The sequence below is a fragment of the Anaerotaenia torta genome, from assembly GCF_050433395.1.
In the GTDB taxonomy this organism is placed as follows: domain Bacteria; phylum Bacillota; class Clostridia; order Lachnospirales; family Lachnospiraceae; genus Mobilitalea; species Mobilitalea torta.
Window position 1 is genome coordinate 104,774 of sequence record NZ_JBNPXH010000008.1, and the last position, 19,057, is coordinate 123,830.

Annotated in this window: 14 protein-coding genes; 11 read left to right on the forward strand and 3 right to left on the reverse strand. The window is 47.4% G+C overall.

All coding sequences use genetic code 11. The features are described 5' to 3' along the window. The first annotated feature begins 17 nt into the window (after nucleotides 1–17). A complete protein-coding gene (locus HNQ56_RS14075; RefSeq protein WP_429147310.1) occupies nucleotides 18–1,322 on the forward strand; it encodes an MATE family efflux transporter in 1,305 nt (434 codons plus the stop codon). A gap of 137 nt (nucleotides 1,323–1,459) precedes the next feature. Then, on the forward strand, nucleotides 1,460–4,048 hold the full coding sequence (gene clpB, locus HNQ56_RS14080) for an ATP-dependent chaperone ClpB (RefSeq protein WP_429147313.1): 2,589 nt from the start codon (nucleotides 1,460–1,462) through the stop codon (nucleotides 4,046–4,048). 201 nt (nucleotides 4,049–4,249) lie between these two features. Here clpB and HNQ56_RS14085 read toward each other — a convergent pair whose 3' ends face one another. The 3 genes from HNQ56_RS14085 to HNQ56_RS14095 all read right to left on the reverse strand — a co-directional run bounded on the left by HNQ56_RS14085 (nucleotide 4,250) and on the right by HNQ56_RS14095 (nucleotide 7,328). Next, nucleotides 4,250–5,362: a Gfo/Idh/MocA family protein gene (locus HNQ56_RS14085; RefSeq protein WP_429147316.1), complete on the reverse strand. Its 1,113-nt coding sequence runs from the start codon at nucleotides 5,360–5,362 to the stop codon at nucleotides 4,250–4,252. Nucleotides 5,363–5,432: 70 nt separating this feature from the next. Then, complete coding sequence (locus tag HNQ56_RS14090) at nucleotides 5,433–6,164, reverse strand: ThuA domain-containing protein (RefSeq protein WP_429147318.1); 732 nt, start codon at nucleotides 6,162–6,164, stop codon at nucleotides 5,433–5,435. A gap of 108 nt (nucleotides 6,165–6,272) precedes the next feature. Further along, entirely contained in the window at nucleotides 6,273–7,328 is a 1,056-nt protein-coding gene (locus HNQ56_RS14095; RefSeq protein ID WP_429147321.1) for a Gfo/Idh/MocA family protein, read from the reverse strand. A gap of 287 nt (nucleotides 7,329–7,615) precedes the next feature. On the opposite strand from HNQ56_RS14095, the gene HNQ56_RS14100 reads away from it, so the two are divergent. The 9 genes from HNQ56_RS14100 (at nucleotide 7,616) to HNQ56_RS14140 (ending at nucleotide 19,038) form a co-directional block, all read left to right on the forward strand. Then, nucleotides 7,616–8,380: a helix-turn-helix transcriptional regulator gene (locus HNQ56_RS14100; RefSeq protein WP_429147324.1), complete on the forward strand. Its 765-nt coding sequence runs from the start codon at nucleotides 7,616–7,618 to the stop codon at nucleotides 8,378–8,380. Nucleotides 8,381–8,462: 82 nt separating this feature from the next. Next, nucleotides 8,463–8,879, forward strand: a complete 417-nt coding sequence (locus HNQ56_RS14105; RefSeq protein ID WP_429147327.1) for a protease complex subunit PrcB family protein — start codon at nucleotides 8,463–8,465, stop codon at nucleotides 8,877–8,879. A gap of 423 nt (nucleotides 8,880–9,302) precedes the next feature. Continuing rightward, nucleotides 9,303–9,545: a Veg family protein gene (locus tag HNQ56_RS14110; protein ID WP_429147330.1), complete on the forward strand. Its 243-nt coding sequence runs from the start codon at nucleotides 9,303–9,305 to the stop codon at nucleotides 9,543–9,545. 181 nt (nucleotides 9,546–9,726) lie between these two features. Then, a complete protein-coding gene (locus tag HNQ56_RS14115; protein ID WP_429147333.1) occupies nucleotides 9,727–11,286 on the forward strand; it encodes a DUF3794 and LysM peptidoglycan-binding domain-containing protein in 1,560 nt (519 codons plus the stop codon). A gap of 238 nt (nucleotides 11,287–11,524) precedes the next feature. After that, on the forward strand, nucleotides 11,525–13,027 hold the full coding sequence (locus HNQ56_RS14120; protein ID WP_429147336.1) for a glycoside hydrolase family 28 protein: 1,503 nt from the start codon (nucleotides 11,525–11,527) through the stop codon (nucleotides 13,025–13,027). A gap of 387 nt (nucleotides 13,028–13,414) precedes the next feature. Continuing rightward, nucleotides 13,415–14,473 (forward strand): hypothetical protein, encoded by a 1,059-nt coding sequence (locus HNQ56_RS14125; protein WP_429147339.1) that lies wholly within the window; start codon nucleotides 13,415–13,417, stop codon nucleotides 14,471–14,473. A gap of 19 nt (nucleotides 14,474–14,492) precedes the next feature. Continuing rightward, nucleotides 14,493–18,053: a carbohydrate binding domain-containing protein gene (locus HNQ56_RS14130; protein WP_429147342.1), complete on the forward strand. Its 3,561-nt coding sequence runs from the start codon at nucleotides 14,493–14,495 to the stop codon at nucleotides 18,051–18,053. A 57-nt stretch (nucleotides 18,054–18,110) separates the two neighbouring features. After that, on the forward strand, nucleotides 18,111–18,248 hold the full coding sequence (locus HNQ56_RS14135; RefSeq protein WP_429147344.1) for a hypothetical protein: 138 nt from the start codon (nucleotides 18,111–18,113) through the stop codon (nucleotides 18,246–18,248). Nucleotides 18,249–18,324: 76 nt separating this feature from the next. Next, nucleotides 18,325–19,038, forward strand: coding sequence for a hypothetical protein (locus HNQ56_RS14140; protein WP_429147347.1), 714 nt, complete (start codon nucleotides 18,325–18,327; stop codon nucleotides 19,036–19,038). Nucleotides 19,039–19,057: the final 19 nt, after the last annotated feature.

Below are 19,057 nucleotides of genomic sequence, written 5' to 3' on the forward strand. Positions count from 1 at the left end.
TCAAGGAGGAAAGCAGAATGGAACAATCTGTCTTAAAAAATTATGTAAAGTATGTGAGTCTGAATATTCTTGGGATGATCGGGCTCTCCTGCTATATCCTGGCGGATACCTTTTTTGTATCAAAGGCATTGGGGGCCGCCGGTTTAGCGGCGCTGAACTTTTCCATCTCCATCTACAGTCTGATTCACGGAACCGGGCTGATGATCGGTATCGGAGGAGCTACCCGCTATAGCATCCTAAAATACCAGAGGGAAGAGGAGCAGAAGAATATTGCTTTCACATCCAGCTTAAAGCTGGGGATTTTGGCCGGGGCGGTATTTGCCGCAATAGGGATATTGTGGACCGTGCCTCTGGCCGTGTTGCTGGGAGCGGATGAGGTGACTCTGCCCCTGACAAGGGATTATCTGCGGACGATTCTATGTTTCGCACCGTTTTTTATTCTGAATAATATCGTGCTGGCCTTTGTCCGCAATGATAACAACCCCAGATTATCCATGATCGCTATGCTGACAGGGAGCTTCTCCAATATTATTTTGGATTATGTGTTTATGTTCCCCCTGGGAATGGGTATGTTCGGTGCCGCATTCGCTACCGGATTGGCTCCTGTGATCAGCCTTGGTATCTTATCGTTTCACTTTATATTTGGAAAGTGTAATTTGCATTGGATGCGGGTCAGAAGCCGGCTGAGGATGATCCGCGATATTCTGAGCCTGGGGCTGGCGGCATTTATTACGGAGGTGTCCTCCGCCATTGTTCTGATCACCTTCAACTGGATTATACTGAAGCTGGAGGGGAATGTGGGGGTTGCCTCCTATGGGATTGTTGCAAATCTGGCACTGGTGGGGATCTCGGTATTCACCGGAATCGCCCAGGGAATTCAGCCCCTGGTGAGCAAGGCTTATGGTTTGAGGGAGAAGCCGGTGATCAGGAAGCTGCTCCGTTATGCCGTGGTTAGTTCCCTGGTTATTGCATCCGCGATCTATCTCCTGGTATACTTCGGCTCCGGTTGGCTGACCGGGATCTTCAACAGCGGACAGAATGCGTCCATTGCGCTTCTTGCCGAGCCGGGGCTGAAGATTTATTTTATCGGTTTCTTCTTTGCAGGAGTTAATATTATAGTATGTATGTATCTGAGTGCTGCCGAGAATGCTATGAAGGCTTTTCTTATTTCAGTAGCCAGGGGATGTGTCATCCTTGTTCCCATGGCATTCCTGTTAAGCGCTGTCTGGGGAATGACCGGAGTGTGGATGGCGTTTGTGGCGACGGAAGGGCTGGTGAGCATCCTGGCTGTCCTTATGATATTTGTTAAAAAAACCTCTTGACATTTGTGTCTCATATGTTATAGTTGATATAGAACACATGCGAACATAAACATAGTAACCAGATTGCTATGTTTGGAAACCTGTTGGGAAGGGAGGAACGGAGGATAACCGGAAGGCTATCCCTCCTAAATAAAACGATGAATATCAGTAAATTTACGCAGAATTCAATCCAATCCGTTGAGAATTGTGAAAAGCTGGCCTATGAATACGGGCACCAGGAGATTGCTGTGGAGCATCTGCTTTACAGCCTGCTCCAGCTGGAGGACAGCTTGATTAAGAAGCTTCTGGAGAAGATGGATGTTAATACGGAGGTATTCCTGGCCCAGGTGAAGGGACTGCTGAACAAGCGCCCGAAGGTATCGGGAGGACAGATCTACATCGGGAATGATCTGAACAAGGTTCTGATCTACGCGGAGAACGAGGCAAAGCAGATGGGAGATTCCTATGTATCGGTGGAGCATCTGTTTCTGAGCATGCTGCGCCAGCCGGGAAGGGAAGTCAAGACACTGTTTCAGGACTTCCGCATCACCCGTGAGGAGTTTTTGAAGGCTTTACAGACGGTTCGGGGCAATCAGAAGGTGGTCAGTGATAATCCGGAAGCAACCTATGATACGCTGGAGAAATACGGCTACGATCTGGTAGACAGAGCCAGGGAACAGAAGCTGGATCCGGTCATCGGCAGGGACAGTGAGATTCGGAACGTGATCCGTATCCTATCCCGCAAGACGAAGAATAACCCGGTTCTCATCGGTGAGCCGGGAGTTGGTAAGACGGCGGTGGTGGAAGGGCTGGCCCAGAGAATTGTCCGGGGAGATGTTCCCCAGTCCCTGCAGGACAAGAAGCTCTTCGCCCTGGATATGGGGGCACTGGTAGCCGGTGCGAAGTACCGGGGAGAATTCGAGGAGAGGCTGAAGGCTGTCCTGGAGGAAGTGAAGAAGAGCGAGGGACAGATTATCCTCTTCATCGACGAGCTTCATACCATTGTGGGAGCAGGTAAGGCAGAGGGCTCCATGGATGCCGGGAATATGCTCAAGCCCATGCTGGCCAGAGGCGAGCTTCACTGTATCGGTGCCACTACCCTGAACGAATACCGTCAGCATGTGGAGAAGGATGCCGCCCTGGAGCGGAGGTTCCAGCCGGTTATGGTAGAGGAGCCTACGGTGGAGGATACCATTTCCATCCTCAGAGGGTTAAAGGAACGCTATGAGGTATTCCATGGGGTTAAGATTACGGACAGTGCGCTGGTGAGCGCGGCAATCCTGTCAAACCGGTATATCTCGGAACGGTTTCTGCCGGATAAGGCCATCGATCTGGTGGATGAAGCCTGCGCGCTGATTAAAACGGAACTGGATTCCATGCCTACCGAGCTGGATGATATGCAGAGGCGGATCATGCAGATGGAGATTGAGGAAGCGGCTTTGAAGAAAGAGAACGACCGGCTCAGCGCCGACCGTCTGGCGGAGCTGCAGCAGGAGCTGGCAGAGCTGCGGGACAGCTTTGCTTCCATGAAAGCAAAATGGGATAACGAGAAGGCTTCTGTGGAAAAGGTGAATAAACTCAAGGAAGCACTGGAAGAGCTCAATAATGAAATTGAAGTAGCGCAGCGGGGCTATGATCTGAATAAAGCGGCAGAGCTGAAATACGGCAGACTCCCGGAACTCTTAAAGCAGCTGGAGCAGGAAGAGGAGCGGCTGAAGAAGGAAGAAAAGGTACTGGTGCATGAGAATGTCAGTGAGGAGGAAATCGCCAGGATTGTGTCCCGGTGGACAGGAATTCCGGTTACCAGGCTGACAGAAGGGGAACGGACTAAGACGCTGAATCTCAGCACCGAGCTTCATCGCCGGGTTGTGGGGCAGGATGAAGGCGTGGATAAGGTGGCGGATGCCATACTGCGTTCCAAGGCAGGAATTAAGGACCCCAGGAAGCCCATTGGTTCCTTCCTGTTCCTTGGGCCTACCGGTGTTGGTAAGACGGAGCTGGCAAAGGCCCTGGCGGAAAGCCTCTTTGACAATGAGCATAATATGGTGCGCATTGATATGAGTGAATATATGGAGAAGCATTCGGTAGCCAGGCTGATCGGTGCGCCTCCCGGATATGTGGGTTATGAGGAGGGCGGACAGCTGACGGAAGCAATCCGCCGTAAGCCCTATGCGGTCATTCTTTTCGATGAGGTGGAGAAGGCCCATCCCGATGTATTCAATGTGCTGCTTCAGGTTCTGGATGACGGACGGATAACGGATTCCCAGGGACGGACGGTTGATTTTAAGAATACCATTCTGATCCTGACCTCCAACATCGGCTCCCGTTATCTGCTGGAGGGGATTGATGAGTCCGGTGAGATCAGCATCCGGTGCGAAGAGCTGGTAATGGATGAATTAAAGGGCTGCTTCCGCCCGGAATTCCTGAACCGCCTGGATGAAATAGTGCTGTTTAAGCCCTTGACCAGGAAGAACATCCATAGTATTGTGGATCTGATGATCGCGGATCTGAATAAGCGCCTTGCAGACCGGGAGATTTCCATTCATCTGACCGAAGCAGCAAAGGACTTTATTGTGGAGCAGAGCTATGATCCGGTCTATGGAGCAAGGCCCTTGAGGCGTTATCTGCAGAAGAATGTGGAGACCTTAAGCGCAAGGCTTATATTAAGCGGCCAGGTAGAGCCGGAGGATACGATTACCATTGATGCAGACGGCAGCTCCTTGATCGCAAAGGTTCAAACGATATAATAATCAGGAGGCCTATATACAACCGGAAACCGATGAAAAAGAGCCGTCGCAAAATGAATCGATGATAGCAGTTTATACAAAATAATCCTATTAATAGCACAAAAATGCGCCTTGAAATAGCTTTTGAAGCTTAGTCAAGGCGCATTTTTTATGCAATATTTTCAGCAAGTCTATTTTGCGACAGCCCCTTTTGGGGTGTTATTAGTCTAAAATGCCGTGAATCGGATTGTTTTTCATCGGCATAGCCCGTTCATACCGGGTTTCAAGGGGAAGATAGCGGCCCTCGGCGCTGCTTTTCTCAAAGCTGGTCAGAATCTCCAGCACATGCTGGGTCAGAGGGTAGCCAGCCCGGTAGTCCCTGCCCGTCTGCAGGGCTTTTGCCATATCCGCCAGGCCAAGACCCCGTGAATTCTCCCTGTAATCATACATGAGAGGCATCTCCCGGTATTCTCCGTCTTCTGGACGAAGGAGCTTGATGGGGCCGCCGAAGGTATTGGGGTCGGGAACCAGCAGGGTTCCTTTTGTTCCGTAGATTTCCAGCCGGGCCTGCTGGTTATAATGCACATCAAAGGTAGTAAAGATAGTTCCTACCGCACCGTTGTCAAAGCTCAGGATACCGGTAACATAAGTGGGAACCTCCACATCCACGATGGTTCCGCTCTTTGGCTGGCTGGTGATGGTTCTCTGAGGGAAGCTGGTCTTGGTCACACCTGTGACACCCTTTACGCCGCCTATGAGATTCACCAGGGCGGTGACATAGTAGGGACCCATATCCATCATCGGGCCTCCGCCGTATTTATAATAGAACTCCGGATCCGGATGCCAGGTCTCATGACCGTGGCAGATCATGAATGCCGCGGCACCGATGGGTTCCCCGATGAAGCCGTCGTCGATGAGGCGTCTGCAGGTCTGAATACCGGCACCCAGGAAGGTGTCCGGTGCTCCGCCCAGCATCCGGTTCTTCTCCCGGGCGAGAGCAACTAATTTAGCGCCCTCCTCATAGCTTGCGCCCAAGGGCTTTTCACTGTATACATGCTTTCCAGCCAGCAGGGCTGCACTGGTTACTTCATAGTGCTCATAAGGCCTGGTGAGATTGAGCACAATATCGACTTCCGGGTCGGCAAAGGCTTCGTGCATGGTTTCATATAATTTCTGAATCCCGTACTTCTCCCGGGCTTGCTCCGCCCTTTCCCGAATCAGGTCACAGACGCCGACTAATTCCAGTTCTGTAAAGACCTTTGTGAGATTCTCAAGATAAATGCCGCTGATGGCGCCGACACCGATCATTGCTGCTTTTACTTTAGCATTATTCATATTATCTCCTTTCATCCGAGGTATTGGACCATACCGCGGATGCTTCTCTCCTTTCCGGGGTTAATATCTGTTAATACATCTTGGCTGTATTTTCAAAGCGTTCGGTAGTAAGCTTGTGCTCAAGAGCATAAGCCTTTCCCCGGGCAGCCCATAGAAGGCCCCTTTCCATGATGATCTGGGCATTGGGGGATTTGTCAAACACATCGTCGTGGTGACCCAGAGAGGTATAGAATACCCTGCCGTTGCCCCAGAACTTGGTCCAGGCGACCGGCATATCAACCGGCTTGTTGGAGATGTGGTAATAATTCACCGAAGGGAAGCGGGTGGTGGCCAGCACCTCAATTGCCGGATCGATATGAAGATAATAGTGCTCGCTGCATACCGTGAAATCCTCCAGCCCCTCGGTAATCGGACTGGAACCGTGATTGATATTGACCGTATACTCGATGCCGTCACCGCCCGGATGGCTGACCCACTGGCCTCCGGTCATGAACTGCCATTCCGTATTGTCGCGGAAGGAATCGCACATACCTCCATGACAGCCTGCCAGGCCGACACCGGAGCCGACTGCTTTGGAAAGATTGATAACATATTGGTTGTCGATCTTGTCCATAGTCCAGCAGGCAACCACCAGATCCAGATCCGTCAGCATATCGGCATCCGCAAGGACATCCAATGTATCGGAGATCGTGCAGGTATATCCGTGTTTTTCCAGAAGTCCTGCAAAACGCTTGGAGGTGAGCTTCGGCTCGTGACCGTCCCAGCCTCCCTGTAAGATTAATACTTTCTTGTTTGTAGACATAGAGTAACCTCCTTTATAATACGGTTAATGGTAAGTGATAAGAACAGACCCATATATGCCCTGGCAGCAGAAACACGTGCTATGTTCCCGGGTACTGCATCCGCAGCATCAGATTCTGCAGGACACGGGCTTGCCATCCCTGGCTGCAAGGAAGATAGCATCAATCAATGTCATAACACGCAGTGCCTGCTCCGGTTTTACGATTAACTCGGCTTTGCCGTCCAGGACATTGACAATATTATTGTAAAACTCGCTCCAGGAGGTCTCCACCTGAGGAAGGGGAGAGAATTTCTTCGTTTCATCCGGCCGGGGAGCCATGGTTCTTGTGGGCCCGGCGGCGGTGTAGACGATATCATTCTCCCATTTCAGAGCATCCTTGTTGGCCAGGCTGACCACTTCGCCGTTGCATTCCCAATCCTTGATGACAACCGTTCCCTCGCTTCCGCACATATGCCATCTGGGCTGGTTAATAAAGCAGTTGGTAGCAACCTCTACCAAGGCGGAGATTCCGTTTTCAAAGGTAAGAAGCACTTTGAAATTATCATCCACCTCATGATTGAACAGATAAACCAGATGGGGAGCAATGGAGACCACAGGGCTGTCAATGAGATTCAGAAGCTGGTCAAAAAGATGTACCCCCCAGTCATAGACCATGCCGCCTCCATTTACCTTATGTCCTCGCCAGCCGTGGAGCATCTGGCCGGAACCCTGCACCCGGCTTTCAATAAAATAGGGCTTGCCTATGGTTCCGTCCTGGTACAGCTGCTTAATGATCCGGTAATCCCTGTCCCACCTGCGGTTCTGGTGAATCGTGAACAATTTGCCGGTTTCCTTTGCAACAGCCATAATCTCCTTTAACTCTTCTGCGTTCATGGTAACGGGCTTCTCGCAGACAACATTCTTGCCGCCCCGCAGACAGGCAATGGAATAGTCCTTATGAAAATCATTGGGTACCGCAATAGTCACCAGATCGATCTCCGGATCCCGGACTAATTCCTCCAGGCTTTGATACACATGAAGTCCGTTTTCCTCCGCCTTGCGGCAGGCCTCCTCACGGATATCCAGAATTCCCTTTACCGTTGCGCTGTCGATGGAATCGGTTACGCTGCGATAATGCCAGTCACCCATGCCGCCGTAGCCGATGATTGCTAACTTATGTCCCATAACTGTAAACCTCTTTTCTTAATTGGTATTTTGTGATATTCTTGGAATATCAGCATTGTCTGATAATGCTATTATAACATCTATTGGACGGGATGAGGGACAATAAACCTAAATAATCAGCCAAATATTGCTGTATGGACTTAAATTATGAGGAGAAAGGTTTGAAAAAAGGTCACTTTCAAACTATTTATTAGGGCCTATTCACTTTTTGAACAGGCCATCAAAAAGTGAAAGGCACGGGTATAGCTATGCAAGCATTCTATGAAAATATAAAGGACGAAATAAGGGTGTTTTATTCGGATGATCTTCAATTTCCCGATCACCTTCACGGTCAGATTGAATTGCTGTATGTGGAGAGCGGAGCAATCGAGGTAGAAGCGTCCGGTCATTCCCGCATATTAGAATCGGGTGATTTTGCTGTCATCTTTCCCAATACCGTTCATAGCTATGGAAAAATGGAGGGAAGACTGCCCGGACGGAGCATTGTCGTCATCTGCAGTCTGGAGCTTACGGGAGAATTCTTCAAAAGGCTGACCAGCTATTCCCCGGAGAAGCCCTTTCTGACGGCTGACCAGCTGCACCCCAATGTGAGCCTTGCGATGCTGGAGCTGGAGAAGGAGTGCCGGGAGGGCAGGAATTTGAATGCCTGCCGCGCCCTTGTACTGCTAATACTCTCCCGGATTCTTCCGGTGATCACTCTGATGAAAAACCGGGATATCAGCAATTATGACCTCACTTATCATATTGTCAGCTATGTGGCGGAGCATTTCCAGGAGCCTCTGACGCTGACGAAGCTGGCAAAGCATCTGAATGTGAGCAAATTCTACCTGTCCCGTGTGTTTTCCGCAAAGCTGAAGACTAATTTCAACCAGTATCTGAACCATATACGGGCAAACTATGCCCAGGCACTGATTCAATCCACCAACTATACATTGACCCGAATCAGTGTGGATTCCGGCTTTGAGAGCCAGCGGACCTTCAACCGGGTGTTCAAGGAGATCTTCGGTGTCTCCCCCAGCGAATACCGCCGGGGAATCAGTAACGGTTCTTAAAAGCATCGTCTATGCGAAAAATCCTCATTATTTTGCCGATGGAAACATAGAATTCTATAAGGAAAAATCTATGGAGGTCAAGATGAGAAGATCCAGAATATTATTTCTGCTTCTTACCATAATGATGACAATTCTGGGAATTACGGGCTGTAAACAGGAGGGAACGGAGGCTAAGAAAATAAAGGATCTGGAGTTTACCGTGGTGGAGGATGCGGATCTGCCCGGAGAGCTGAAGGAAATCATCGATGAGAAGATGGAGGAGCCCTTCCGGCTGTCCTATAGAAATAAGGACAATCTCTATATTGTGAGGGGCTATGGCAAACAGAACAGCGGGGGCTACAGCATCTCAGTGGATGAGTTGTATCTGACCAGCGATGCCGTCCATATTAAGACCACGCTCATCGGTCCGTCCCAGGAGGATGTGGTATCCCAGGGAGTCACCTATCCTTATGTGGTGGTTAAGCTGGAGCTCCGGGAGGAAAAAATCGAGTTCCAATGATATTTTGATGGCCAAAACAGTAAAAGTATGGATGCGAATAGGCCGGAGCTACAATATTTTGTTGACTAATTATTTCCAAGGTCAACATATTGTGGTTTTGTAAAATTTGGCGAAATGTTGAGTTTTTGATGCTGCAAAGTGCGGGAATTGTGCAAAACTCCAGTATATAATGGTTCAAATGGACTAGGTATGTGAAATTATTCCATGAATTTAACTAAAAAGTTAAAACTTTAATGTGCAAATTTATGTGCACAACTACCGCTGTAGACTATGAATTGTCTGAAAATTCATTGACGGAAAATGCAATTTATGTTATAATGCATGCGAAGCATGTAGTTTGTTACAGATTTATTTGGAAAATGTGAACAGATCCTATGGGAACCCCAGCCAAGGTGAGTGGACATTGATAAGGAGAAAATAATGATGAAGCAAAATGATGTAAATTGTGTACGGAATGCAGTGATGAATCAGACAGGAAAGAGGGTCAAGATTCGGATCAACAGGGGACGCCATAAGGTCGATATTACAGAAGGTATTATTTCCGAGACCTATCCCAGCATTTTCTTAATTAAAATACAAGAGAACGAAGGGATGCCGGTTAGAACAGTTTCTTATAGCTACACCGATGTCCTTACGAAGGATGTGGAACTGATTCTTTGCAGTTAAGATAAAACAATGGCAAGGGGAGAACCCTTGCCATTTGTTGGATAATGAAGCTAAAGCCTGCCCGGTTTTAGCTTTTTTTAAGCTCTTTATTTTTCAAATCCATATCATAAATCCTTTGCAAAGCGAATAAGATATGACAGAGGCATTCCGTCGTATGTCCAAATCTAAGGAGGGATTACCAGTGGATTTGATTAAAAAAAATATTCACATGAATAAATTGAAATGTAAGAGCACCCTGCAGCTTACATTGGACGATGATTTTAATGTTCCCGACATTAAACCGGATATTGACCGGATAATCACTGGGCAGGGTGAAGTAAAGATCAATGAAATCAAGGCAATGAACGGAAAACTGCTGGTGAAGGGAGTCCTCCGGTTTAATGTAATCTATCTCTGTGAGGGAGATCCGAGGCCGGTTCATAACATTGCGGGGGACATTCCCTTTGATGAAGTGATCAACATGGATGTTAACTGTTCCGATGATGAGCCCATTGTGAAATGGGAGTTGGAGGATCTGTCCACGGGTCTGATCAATTCCCGGAAGCTCAGTGTCAAATCTGTTGTCCGGATGTATGTGGCTGTGGAAGAGCTGTATGATGAAGAAACAGCGGTCATGGTGGAGGACTCCGAGGATGTACAGTACATAAATAAGAAGATAGAGATTACAAACGTAGCAATTAATAAAAAGGACACCTTCCGCATTAAGGATGAGATCATGCTTCCGGGCAATAAAGGAAATATCGGAACCCTTTTATTTACCGATGTCAACCTGAGCAATGTGGAGGTAAGGCTCCTGGAAGATAAATTTACAATCAAAGGCGAGCTGCCGGTCTTTATTCTTTACACCACGGAGGATGAAGAGAATCCGATGGAATACTACGAGTCGGAGCTTCCCTTCAGCGGAACCGTAGACTGCAATGGCTGTACCGAGGAAATGATTGAAGATATTACCTGCAGTATCGGAAGTAAGAGCCTGGAGGTGAGGCCGGATCCGGACGGAGAGGAACGGGTTCTCGACCTGGAGGTTATTCTGGAGCTGGGCATTAAGGTATATGAAACAGTGGAACCGGAGATTCTCTGTGACATTTACAGTCCAAAGAAGGAAATCACACCCATCATCCGAAATGCGGATTATGAGAATCTGGTAATCAAGAACAACAGCAAGTACCGGATTTCTGACCGGATCCGGGTTCCGGATGACCAGCCCAGGATCTTGCAGGTGTGCCATGCCAGCGGGGAGATCCGGATCGATGATGTTCTGGCGGAGAGTACGGAGCTGACCGTGGAGGGTGTGATTGAAGTAAGCATCCTGTATATCTCGGAGGAGGACCGGAGGCCGATGAACTCTCTGAAGGCCATGATCCCCTTCTCCCAGATAATTGAACTGAAGGGCATGAAGCCCGGCAGCAATTATGAGGTGAAGCCCTGCCTTGACCAGCTCAGTGTCATGATGCTGGATGGGGAAGAGATAGAGGTTAAGGCAGTAATCAATCTGAATACCATCGTATTCGATGTGATCACAGAGCCTGTCATCACGGATGTGGTTGTGAACCCTCTGGATATGGAAAAACTTCAGGCAATGCCCGGGATAATCGGTTATGTGGTGAAAAGGGATGACACTCTGTGGAATATTGCAAAGAAATATTACACTACGGTGGATAACATTATGGCATTGAATGAGATGGAAGAGGGCAAGGTAAAGGAAGGCGACAGACTGATTATTATGAAAGAAGTAGTTTAATGGTATGAGATAGAAGGAAAAACAGCCGCTCTGCAAGCAGTCCTTATAGATGGATTCCTGCAGGGGGCTGTTTTTTCTGTATAAAATTTTTGCAGTCTTTTATAATCTTTGATTTGCTGGTATTCTATAGATAGGATTTATATTGCAGGAACATAATCGGTGTTCCTGTAATCGGAGTATATTATGTAGAACAGACCGGTGCAGTACCGGTAAAACAATAGAAGGGAAGGAAAATACCATGGATCAGTTGATGCTTTATCACCCGTCCGGTGCCCGGACTGCCACAAGCCTTGCACTGGTGTGGGACAAGGTACCGGGGGCGGAGTGCTATCAGGTGCTGTTAAACGGCAGGATGGAGGGAATTGCTGCTTGTACAGACTACACTGCCGAGCAGTTGAGGCCGGAGACTTCCTATATCTGTGAGGTTCGTGCTGTTGCCCGGGATGGCAAGCTGCTGGCACAGAGCAATACCCTTGCAGCTTCTACGAAGAGACAGGGTGAGTTATTTGATATCAGGGACTTTGGTGCGAAGGGAGACGGAATTACCCTCAATACGGAAGCAATTCAGGCGGCAATCAATGCCTGCAGTGAGGAGGGTATCGTCTATATACCGGAAGGAGTCTTTCTAACCGGAGCTTTGCATTTGAAAAGCAATATGACGCTCTTTATAGAAAAGCTGGGAAGATTGCTGGGAAGCGCCGACCCGGCGGATTATCCCCTGACAGAATACCTGTGGGAGGGCAGAAAGCATCTATGCTATACCAGTCTGCTCAATGCCCATGAAAAGGAACAGCGGTATTGCAACATTACCATAGCAGGGGAAGGCACAATCGATGCCAATGGAATGCGCCTGTTTCATGCAGAGATGGAGGAACAGGCAGGAAAGCGGGGCAGAGCCCTCTATGCCAGCCATGTGGACGGCCTGTATCTTAAGGATATCACAGTCCGCCAGTCACCGTCCTGGTGCATTCATCCCGTCCTGTGTACGGATGTCAGCATGAATCACATCAAGGTGTACACCAGGGAAGACGAATTTGGAAACCGTTATAAGGACATATTCAATGGGGACGGAATTGACCCGGAGAGCTGCAGGGATGTAGTTATCTTCCACTCGCTGATCGCCAGCCAGGATGACTGCATTGCCGTGAAATCCGGCAGGGACGAAGACGGGCGCAAACGGGGTGTACCCAGCGAAAATATTCGAATCACCAATTGCACCTTCCTCAGCGGCTTCGGCGTTGCCATGGGAAGCGAGATGTCGGGAGGAATCCGCAATGTGCTGGTACAGGACTGTGTATTTGAGGATGCATACAGTGTCGGTTCGGTGAAGGCACCCTTGTACCGGGGCGGTGTCATTGAAAATATTACCTATGCCGACTGCCGCATCTCCAACTATGGAGAGCATAGGGATACCCGCTGGTTCCGGGGGGCAATCTATGTGGACCAGTACTACCATCTGGAGACCTTTGATCCCGATGAAAGCCATCCGGTTACGGAGGGAACTCCGGTGATCCGCAATATCACCTTCCGCAATATTGTACTGGATACCGCGACCGGCAATGCCATCTTCCTCGCCGGTCTGCCGGAGGCTCCCCTGGAAAATATCACGCTGGAGAATGTGACGGCATTGGGGAAGACGGGAATGAAAGCCTATAATATTGACGGTCTTCATCTGAAAAATGTGTCCGTCAGTGCAAGAGAAGGAGAGGCGGTCATGCTGCATAATGTGAATGAAGAATAAGCCGCGGATATTCAATATGAGATAAACTTTCGGATGATACTTCTTTAATTGCAAAAAATGACATTATCAAGAGCGGTTATTTGATAATGTCATTTTTATATATTGTCAGGCATATCTGCCGCTATTCCAATTCAGAAGCAAGATTTTTGCTGATATTCGGAATTTCTGTTAAAAGACAATAAGATTCGACCAGTAATGATAAGTTTGAATATAGCATTCTGACGGAGATTTGTTATAATCCTTTGATAAAAGAATTAATTTTTACCAGAGTAAAAGAGAAAAGAATTACAAATTTATGCATAATGTTAAAAAGTTACAGTTGCCGTTATTATCTGTATGCTGGTTTAGGCAATGGAAATGATAGCTGATAAGAGATTGGGGAAAGGCATGAAGCGAAAAATAAAGTATACCAATTTTAAAAAGAAATTCCTGCTTCAGACCGCGGGTCCGATTATAATTCTCGCCGCAGTTCTAATTATAATCCTTCTCTTAAGGCCGAAAGATACAGAAGGTTTCAAAAAAGAATCGAGGGAATTGTCAGAGAATGAAATCGCCTCGGTCAATGGATGGGTCATAACCTCGGAAGAATTTCTTTTATATACCCAGGCCTACTCCGTCAATGTGCAGGATGAAACCCTGCGGAAGGAAGCCCTTCAGAAAATACTGCTGAATAAATTAATCCAGGCAGAAGCCTATCACAAAGGATTGACAGACATCATATCCTATGAAGACTTGATGGCAAAACTGGAAGAAGAAAATGAAATCCGCAAAAAAAAAGTGGCGGACAATCAGGTGATCTATGGAATTCAAACCTATAGTCCGCCGATTTATTATACCTATTTCATCAGTAACATCAAAAATAATCTGGAAAATGAGTTAGAGAAGGAAGGAAAGCTGGGCATTGATCCAAAAGAATTATACAGGTTTTATGAAGAGACAAAGGATCAATATGCCCGAAAAGATGACGCAAAGGAGGTGTATATGCTGCGTTTTACTGCCACGGAGGAGGGGATGGAGGAAGTTGATAAAATATTTGGTGAACTTGACACATCCGGTCATTTTACAGACCTGTACCATCGTTATGAGGATCCCGAAGGGGCACCCGGATACCTGATTGAGGCCAAGCGTATGAGAGTGGATGAAGACAAGGCGTATTATTTGAAAAAATATGACAACAGCTTATATGATGCCATTTATTCCTTGAATGATCAGGAAACCTGCTTTGTAGCAGATGATCTTTCCGGAGGATTGCTGATTCTTCACTGTGCTGTGACTGAAACATCAGGTTACTATGATTATGAAGAGGTAAAAGACGAAATTGAAATCAGGTATAAGGAGATAATTTATGAAAAATATCTGGAAGAGCTTTATGGCAAGGCAAGAATAGAGTTCAATGATAAGGCGGTCAATAAGTCAATCCTGCTTTTCCGCCAGGGTAACAAATGAAACTATGGAGGATTTCATTATGAAAAAATTAATCAGTAAATGGTTAAGCGTATTTTTTATCATTGCATTTTGCATGATTGCAGTGATTATGACTCCCGTATCAACAGCTTATGCTGCCGGTATAATCACGAATGCCGGTTTTGAAAATATGACGTCATTTTCTACGGCTGGTGATGAGAGTTTGAACTGGATTGGGGCAGCAAGCAATTATGCAGCACCTGTAATTGTCAGCAGCGGTGATGCAAGACATGGAAATGCTCATGAAGGAACGAAATTTGCAGCCATTCCTGCCGGGACCAGTACCTATGCCAGTATCCGGCAGACCATTACCGGATTGTCACCATCTACCTATTATGTGATTTCCGGTTACATAAAAAATGAGGCCGGCAGTTCGGCCTTTTCTGTAGGGGTCAGGTATTTTGACCCAGAGCATGCCAATGTAACAAGCGAATATAAGGTGATTTCCAATAGCCAGGCCTGGACATATTTTAAGATTACCTTTATGACAGGACCAACGAATACGCAGGCAGGGATTTTAGCGGTCAACAATTCCGCTGCCGGATTTGGCTATATAGACGATCTGTCAATTACTGCGGTAACACAGTCCTTTGCCGATCTGTCCGCAGCAGTGGGACAGGCAAAGACTCTGGCAGAAAGAGATTATACAGAAGCTACCTGGAGTGTTTTTGCTGCAGCTCTTGCACAGGCGGAGGCGAAGTTAAGTGATCCTGCCGCATCCGACAGCGAACTGGAAAGCGCTCTAAATCAGCTTCAGGCTTCCATAACCGGCTTGCAGGAAGCGATACCTCCGGAGAGCTTTACTTCTCCCGGAAACATCACCTATTATGTTTCAAGCTCGCAAGGAAGTGACAATAATGACGGGCTGTCACCGGAACGCCCGTGGAAGACAGTCGATAAGGTGAATGCAGGTACCTATGCAGCGGGTGACAATATTTTGTTCAGGTCAGGCGATAGCTGGACCGGAACCATACTGCATCCTCTGGGAAGCGGTGTGCCGGGCAATCCCATCGTGTTGGGAAGATACGGTGTTGCTGCCGAAAAGCCGTATTTTAACGCGGAAGATGCTTCCATCACCATGAACATCAATAACTTTACCAAGGTAGAGAACAGCCAACGGACACCGGGCACACAGACCTTCTATGCCACCGTATATCTTTATAATCAGGAATATTGGACCATTGAGGATATCGAAGTGAGTAACCGTTCGGCAGGTTACACCAACGCCGGCGGAGATGGAAAACTGCGAAACGGTATTATGATAATGAATGACGGAGCAGGCACACTTCATGATATTGCAGTGAAGAACACTTATGTCCATGATGTTCTGGGAGATAAATCAAGTAAAGCATACTGGGGAGGAGCCGGTATCAATTATACCGTTATGCTTAAGGGGGAGGAAGCCCATGGCTCCAATTATGAAGGTATTCTAATCGAAGGAAATTATGTACGCAATACTAACAGACAGGGTATTGTGACAAACTCCCGCCAGAATTTGAGAGAAGACATGGATCATACCGGTGAGCTTCAAGGCGCAATCAGCAAAGGAATATCTCCCTGGTACCCAAGTACTGATGTACAGGTGCGTAATAACTATGTAAAGGATATTGCCGGAGATGGCATCCTGGTTCAGGTATGTACGGATGCGATTGTAGAGTATAACACGGTTGACGGTTTTAACCAAAGAAGCGGCGGAGCCAGCTGCGGAATCTGGGCCTGGAATGCAGATGATACGGTATTTCAATATAATGAGGCATTCGGAGGCAAAACGACGCAGGACGGACAGGGATATGACATAGATTACGGTCAGACCGGAACCATCTATCAGTATAATTATTCCCACGATAATGACGGCGGATTTATTCTCGTATGCTCCCCCGGACAGGGAAATGATGTAAATGCACCCGGATACGGAGTCAAATGTCAGAATGGTATCATCCGGTACAATATCAGCCAGAATGACCGGAACAGAATCTTTATGTTCAGCGGCTATTCCGACGGAACCGTGATTTATAATAATACCTTGTATCAGGGAAGAGGAATTAATGCAAGCCCCATTAATTTCTGGGCATGGAATACGACATATCCCACTTCTGTAAGCTTTTATAATAATATCTTTTATCTGGCAAGCGCCGGCAGCTGGAATTACTCCTCTTCCGGTGTATCCATGCAGGGGATGGTGTTTGACTATAATACGATATACGGAATTCATTCCAGCGGGGAACCTCAAGACGCTCATAAATTAACGGATAATCCGCTGCTGGCTGATCCGGGAACCGGAACCACCAATACAGCAGTTGGCGGAGCGTATGCGGCACCGGGGCTGGACGGCTATAAACTGATGGAGGGCTCTCCGGCAATCGGATCAGGCAAAATAATTGAAACGGCTTCGGGACGTACCTTCAATGGATTGACCGCCAACGGGGGACAGGATTATTACGGCAATGCGGTGCCGGCGGGACAGGCTCCAAACCGTGGTGCCTACAATGGTCCGGCGGTAGAATTTGATCCCGATAAGGTGGAACAGATAGGGGAAACAGGGGGTGGCACAGCTTCGCAGCTGCTTCCAAACGGAGGTTTTGAATCGGGAGATCTGACAAGCTGGAGCCAGTGGCCCAGCAATACCGTGGTATATAATAAGGAAAGCGGTTATGGAACCGCATATGAGGGAAATTATTTTGCAGCCTTTAAAGCAGGAAGTAATCTGAACCAGACGGTAGCAGGATTGACCAGCGGGAAGCATTATATCGTTCTGGGGAATATGAGAAACGATCCGGGTGTGACAAAATTCTATGTGGGTTTGCGTTACTTTGACTCCAATCACGACTCGGTAATAGAAAATGAAAAGGTATATTCCTCCAGTACGGATTGGACCCGTTTCTCCATCATTTTCAAAATGGGAAGTGATAAATCCTCAGTAGGCATCCTGGCACAGAATATGGATCCATCAGGAGACGGGAAAGGATACCTGGATAATGTTCAGCTGTATGAGCTTTCAGACGCCCGAAGAAGTATTCTTGCTTCCCTGGAAGCTGCAAATTCACTTGCTGAAGGTAATTACGCCCAGGAGACCTGGAATCTGTTGCAGAGCACGCTTCTTGATGCTGACCGTATCTTCTGGGATTTTACCGCCGACAGTAATGAAGTGGAAGAGACGGCCCAAAGTCTGATTGATTTGATGAACAATACAAAGCCCTCCGACTGCCCGGCTTCCTATTACGGGTACCAGATCAGAACCAGGGAAGGGAACACCTATGACCTGCGTCTCCTCGGAGTAATTAATACCCTTGAGGCGGATGAGGTTGGATATGTATACTCCTATATTCAGACCAATCCGGTTATAGAGAACTCTAATAAGGTATCTTCTAACATTGTGTACAGGTCTATCATGGCAGACAGTACGGCATACACGGCACAGGAGCTGGGAGGAGAGTATATCATTGCATGTACTGTTTCCGGTTTATCGGATGAGACGAAGGCGGCACCGCTTTATGTAAGAGTATATGTTACAAAAGACGGTACAACCACTTATACGGAGATTAAGACAATTACCGTGAATTAAGCGGATGGGAGCAACAGAGACCAAGATGCGCGGTATGGCGCAGGAATGAGGTGAATTATGAAGGAAGTATATGAAACGCCTACGATAGAGATCATTAATTTTCAAACCGAAGATATTATGACAGCAAGCGGCTTCGGACTGTCCGTATTTGATGGAACAGGAGATGAGGATGGCTGGGGAGGAATATTCCGATAACATTTTAAGGCAGGAGGAACGGGATTCCTCCTGCCTGATATCATTTAAGCAGATCATTGCAGGAAAGTGAGCAGATATGGAACGATACCGATTGGCGGATATCATTGCGGAAATAGAGTGCCGGTATGATTATTCCCGAAGGCTGCTTCGAGATTATCGGCATGAGGGGGAACAGGAGCCGGATCTTAAAATAAATGTTACGAAAGAAGATGTAATAAAAGAGAGGGAGAAAGCGATTACAAAACAGCCGGAGGAATATCTGGAGAGCATTGCATTATACCGGAAGTTTTGTGAAAAAGTTCTGGATTTTAAAATCATGCTGTTTCATGCATCAGCAATCTCCTTTGATAATAAAGCCTATCTTTTTACCGGACCCAGCGGTATGGGAAAATCGACCCACGCTGGATTGTGGAAGGAACGGTTTGGTGATTCGGTAAAGGTGATCAATGATGATAAGCCTTTGCTGCGAATCCTGGAGGATGGAATTTATGCGTATGGGACACCCTGGGACGGAAAACACCGGATCAGTACCAATATGAGAGCCAGGGTTGCGGCAATCTGCGTATTGCAGCAATCGCAAACGAATGAGATTGTACCCATGAAATCAAGGGATGCTTATCAGGTCATACTAAATCAGACCTACAGACCCGGCGGAAGAAAGCAGATGGAACAGATACTGGGGATGGCGGATACCTTAATAAAACAAATTCCGGTCTATTATATGCGATGTAATCTAAGTACTGAAGCAGCCCGTATCGCATATGAGGGCATGAACGGCAAACGTGGTTGATTTTATTATTTATAAGGAG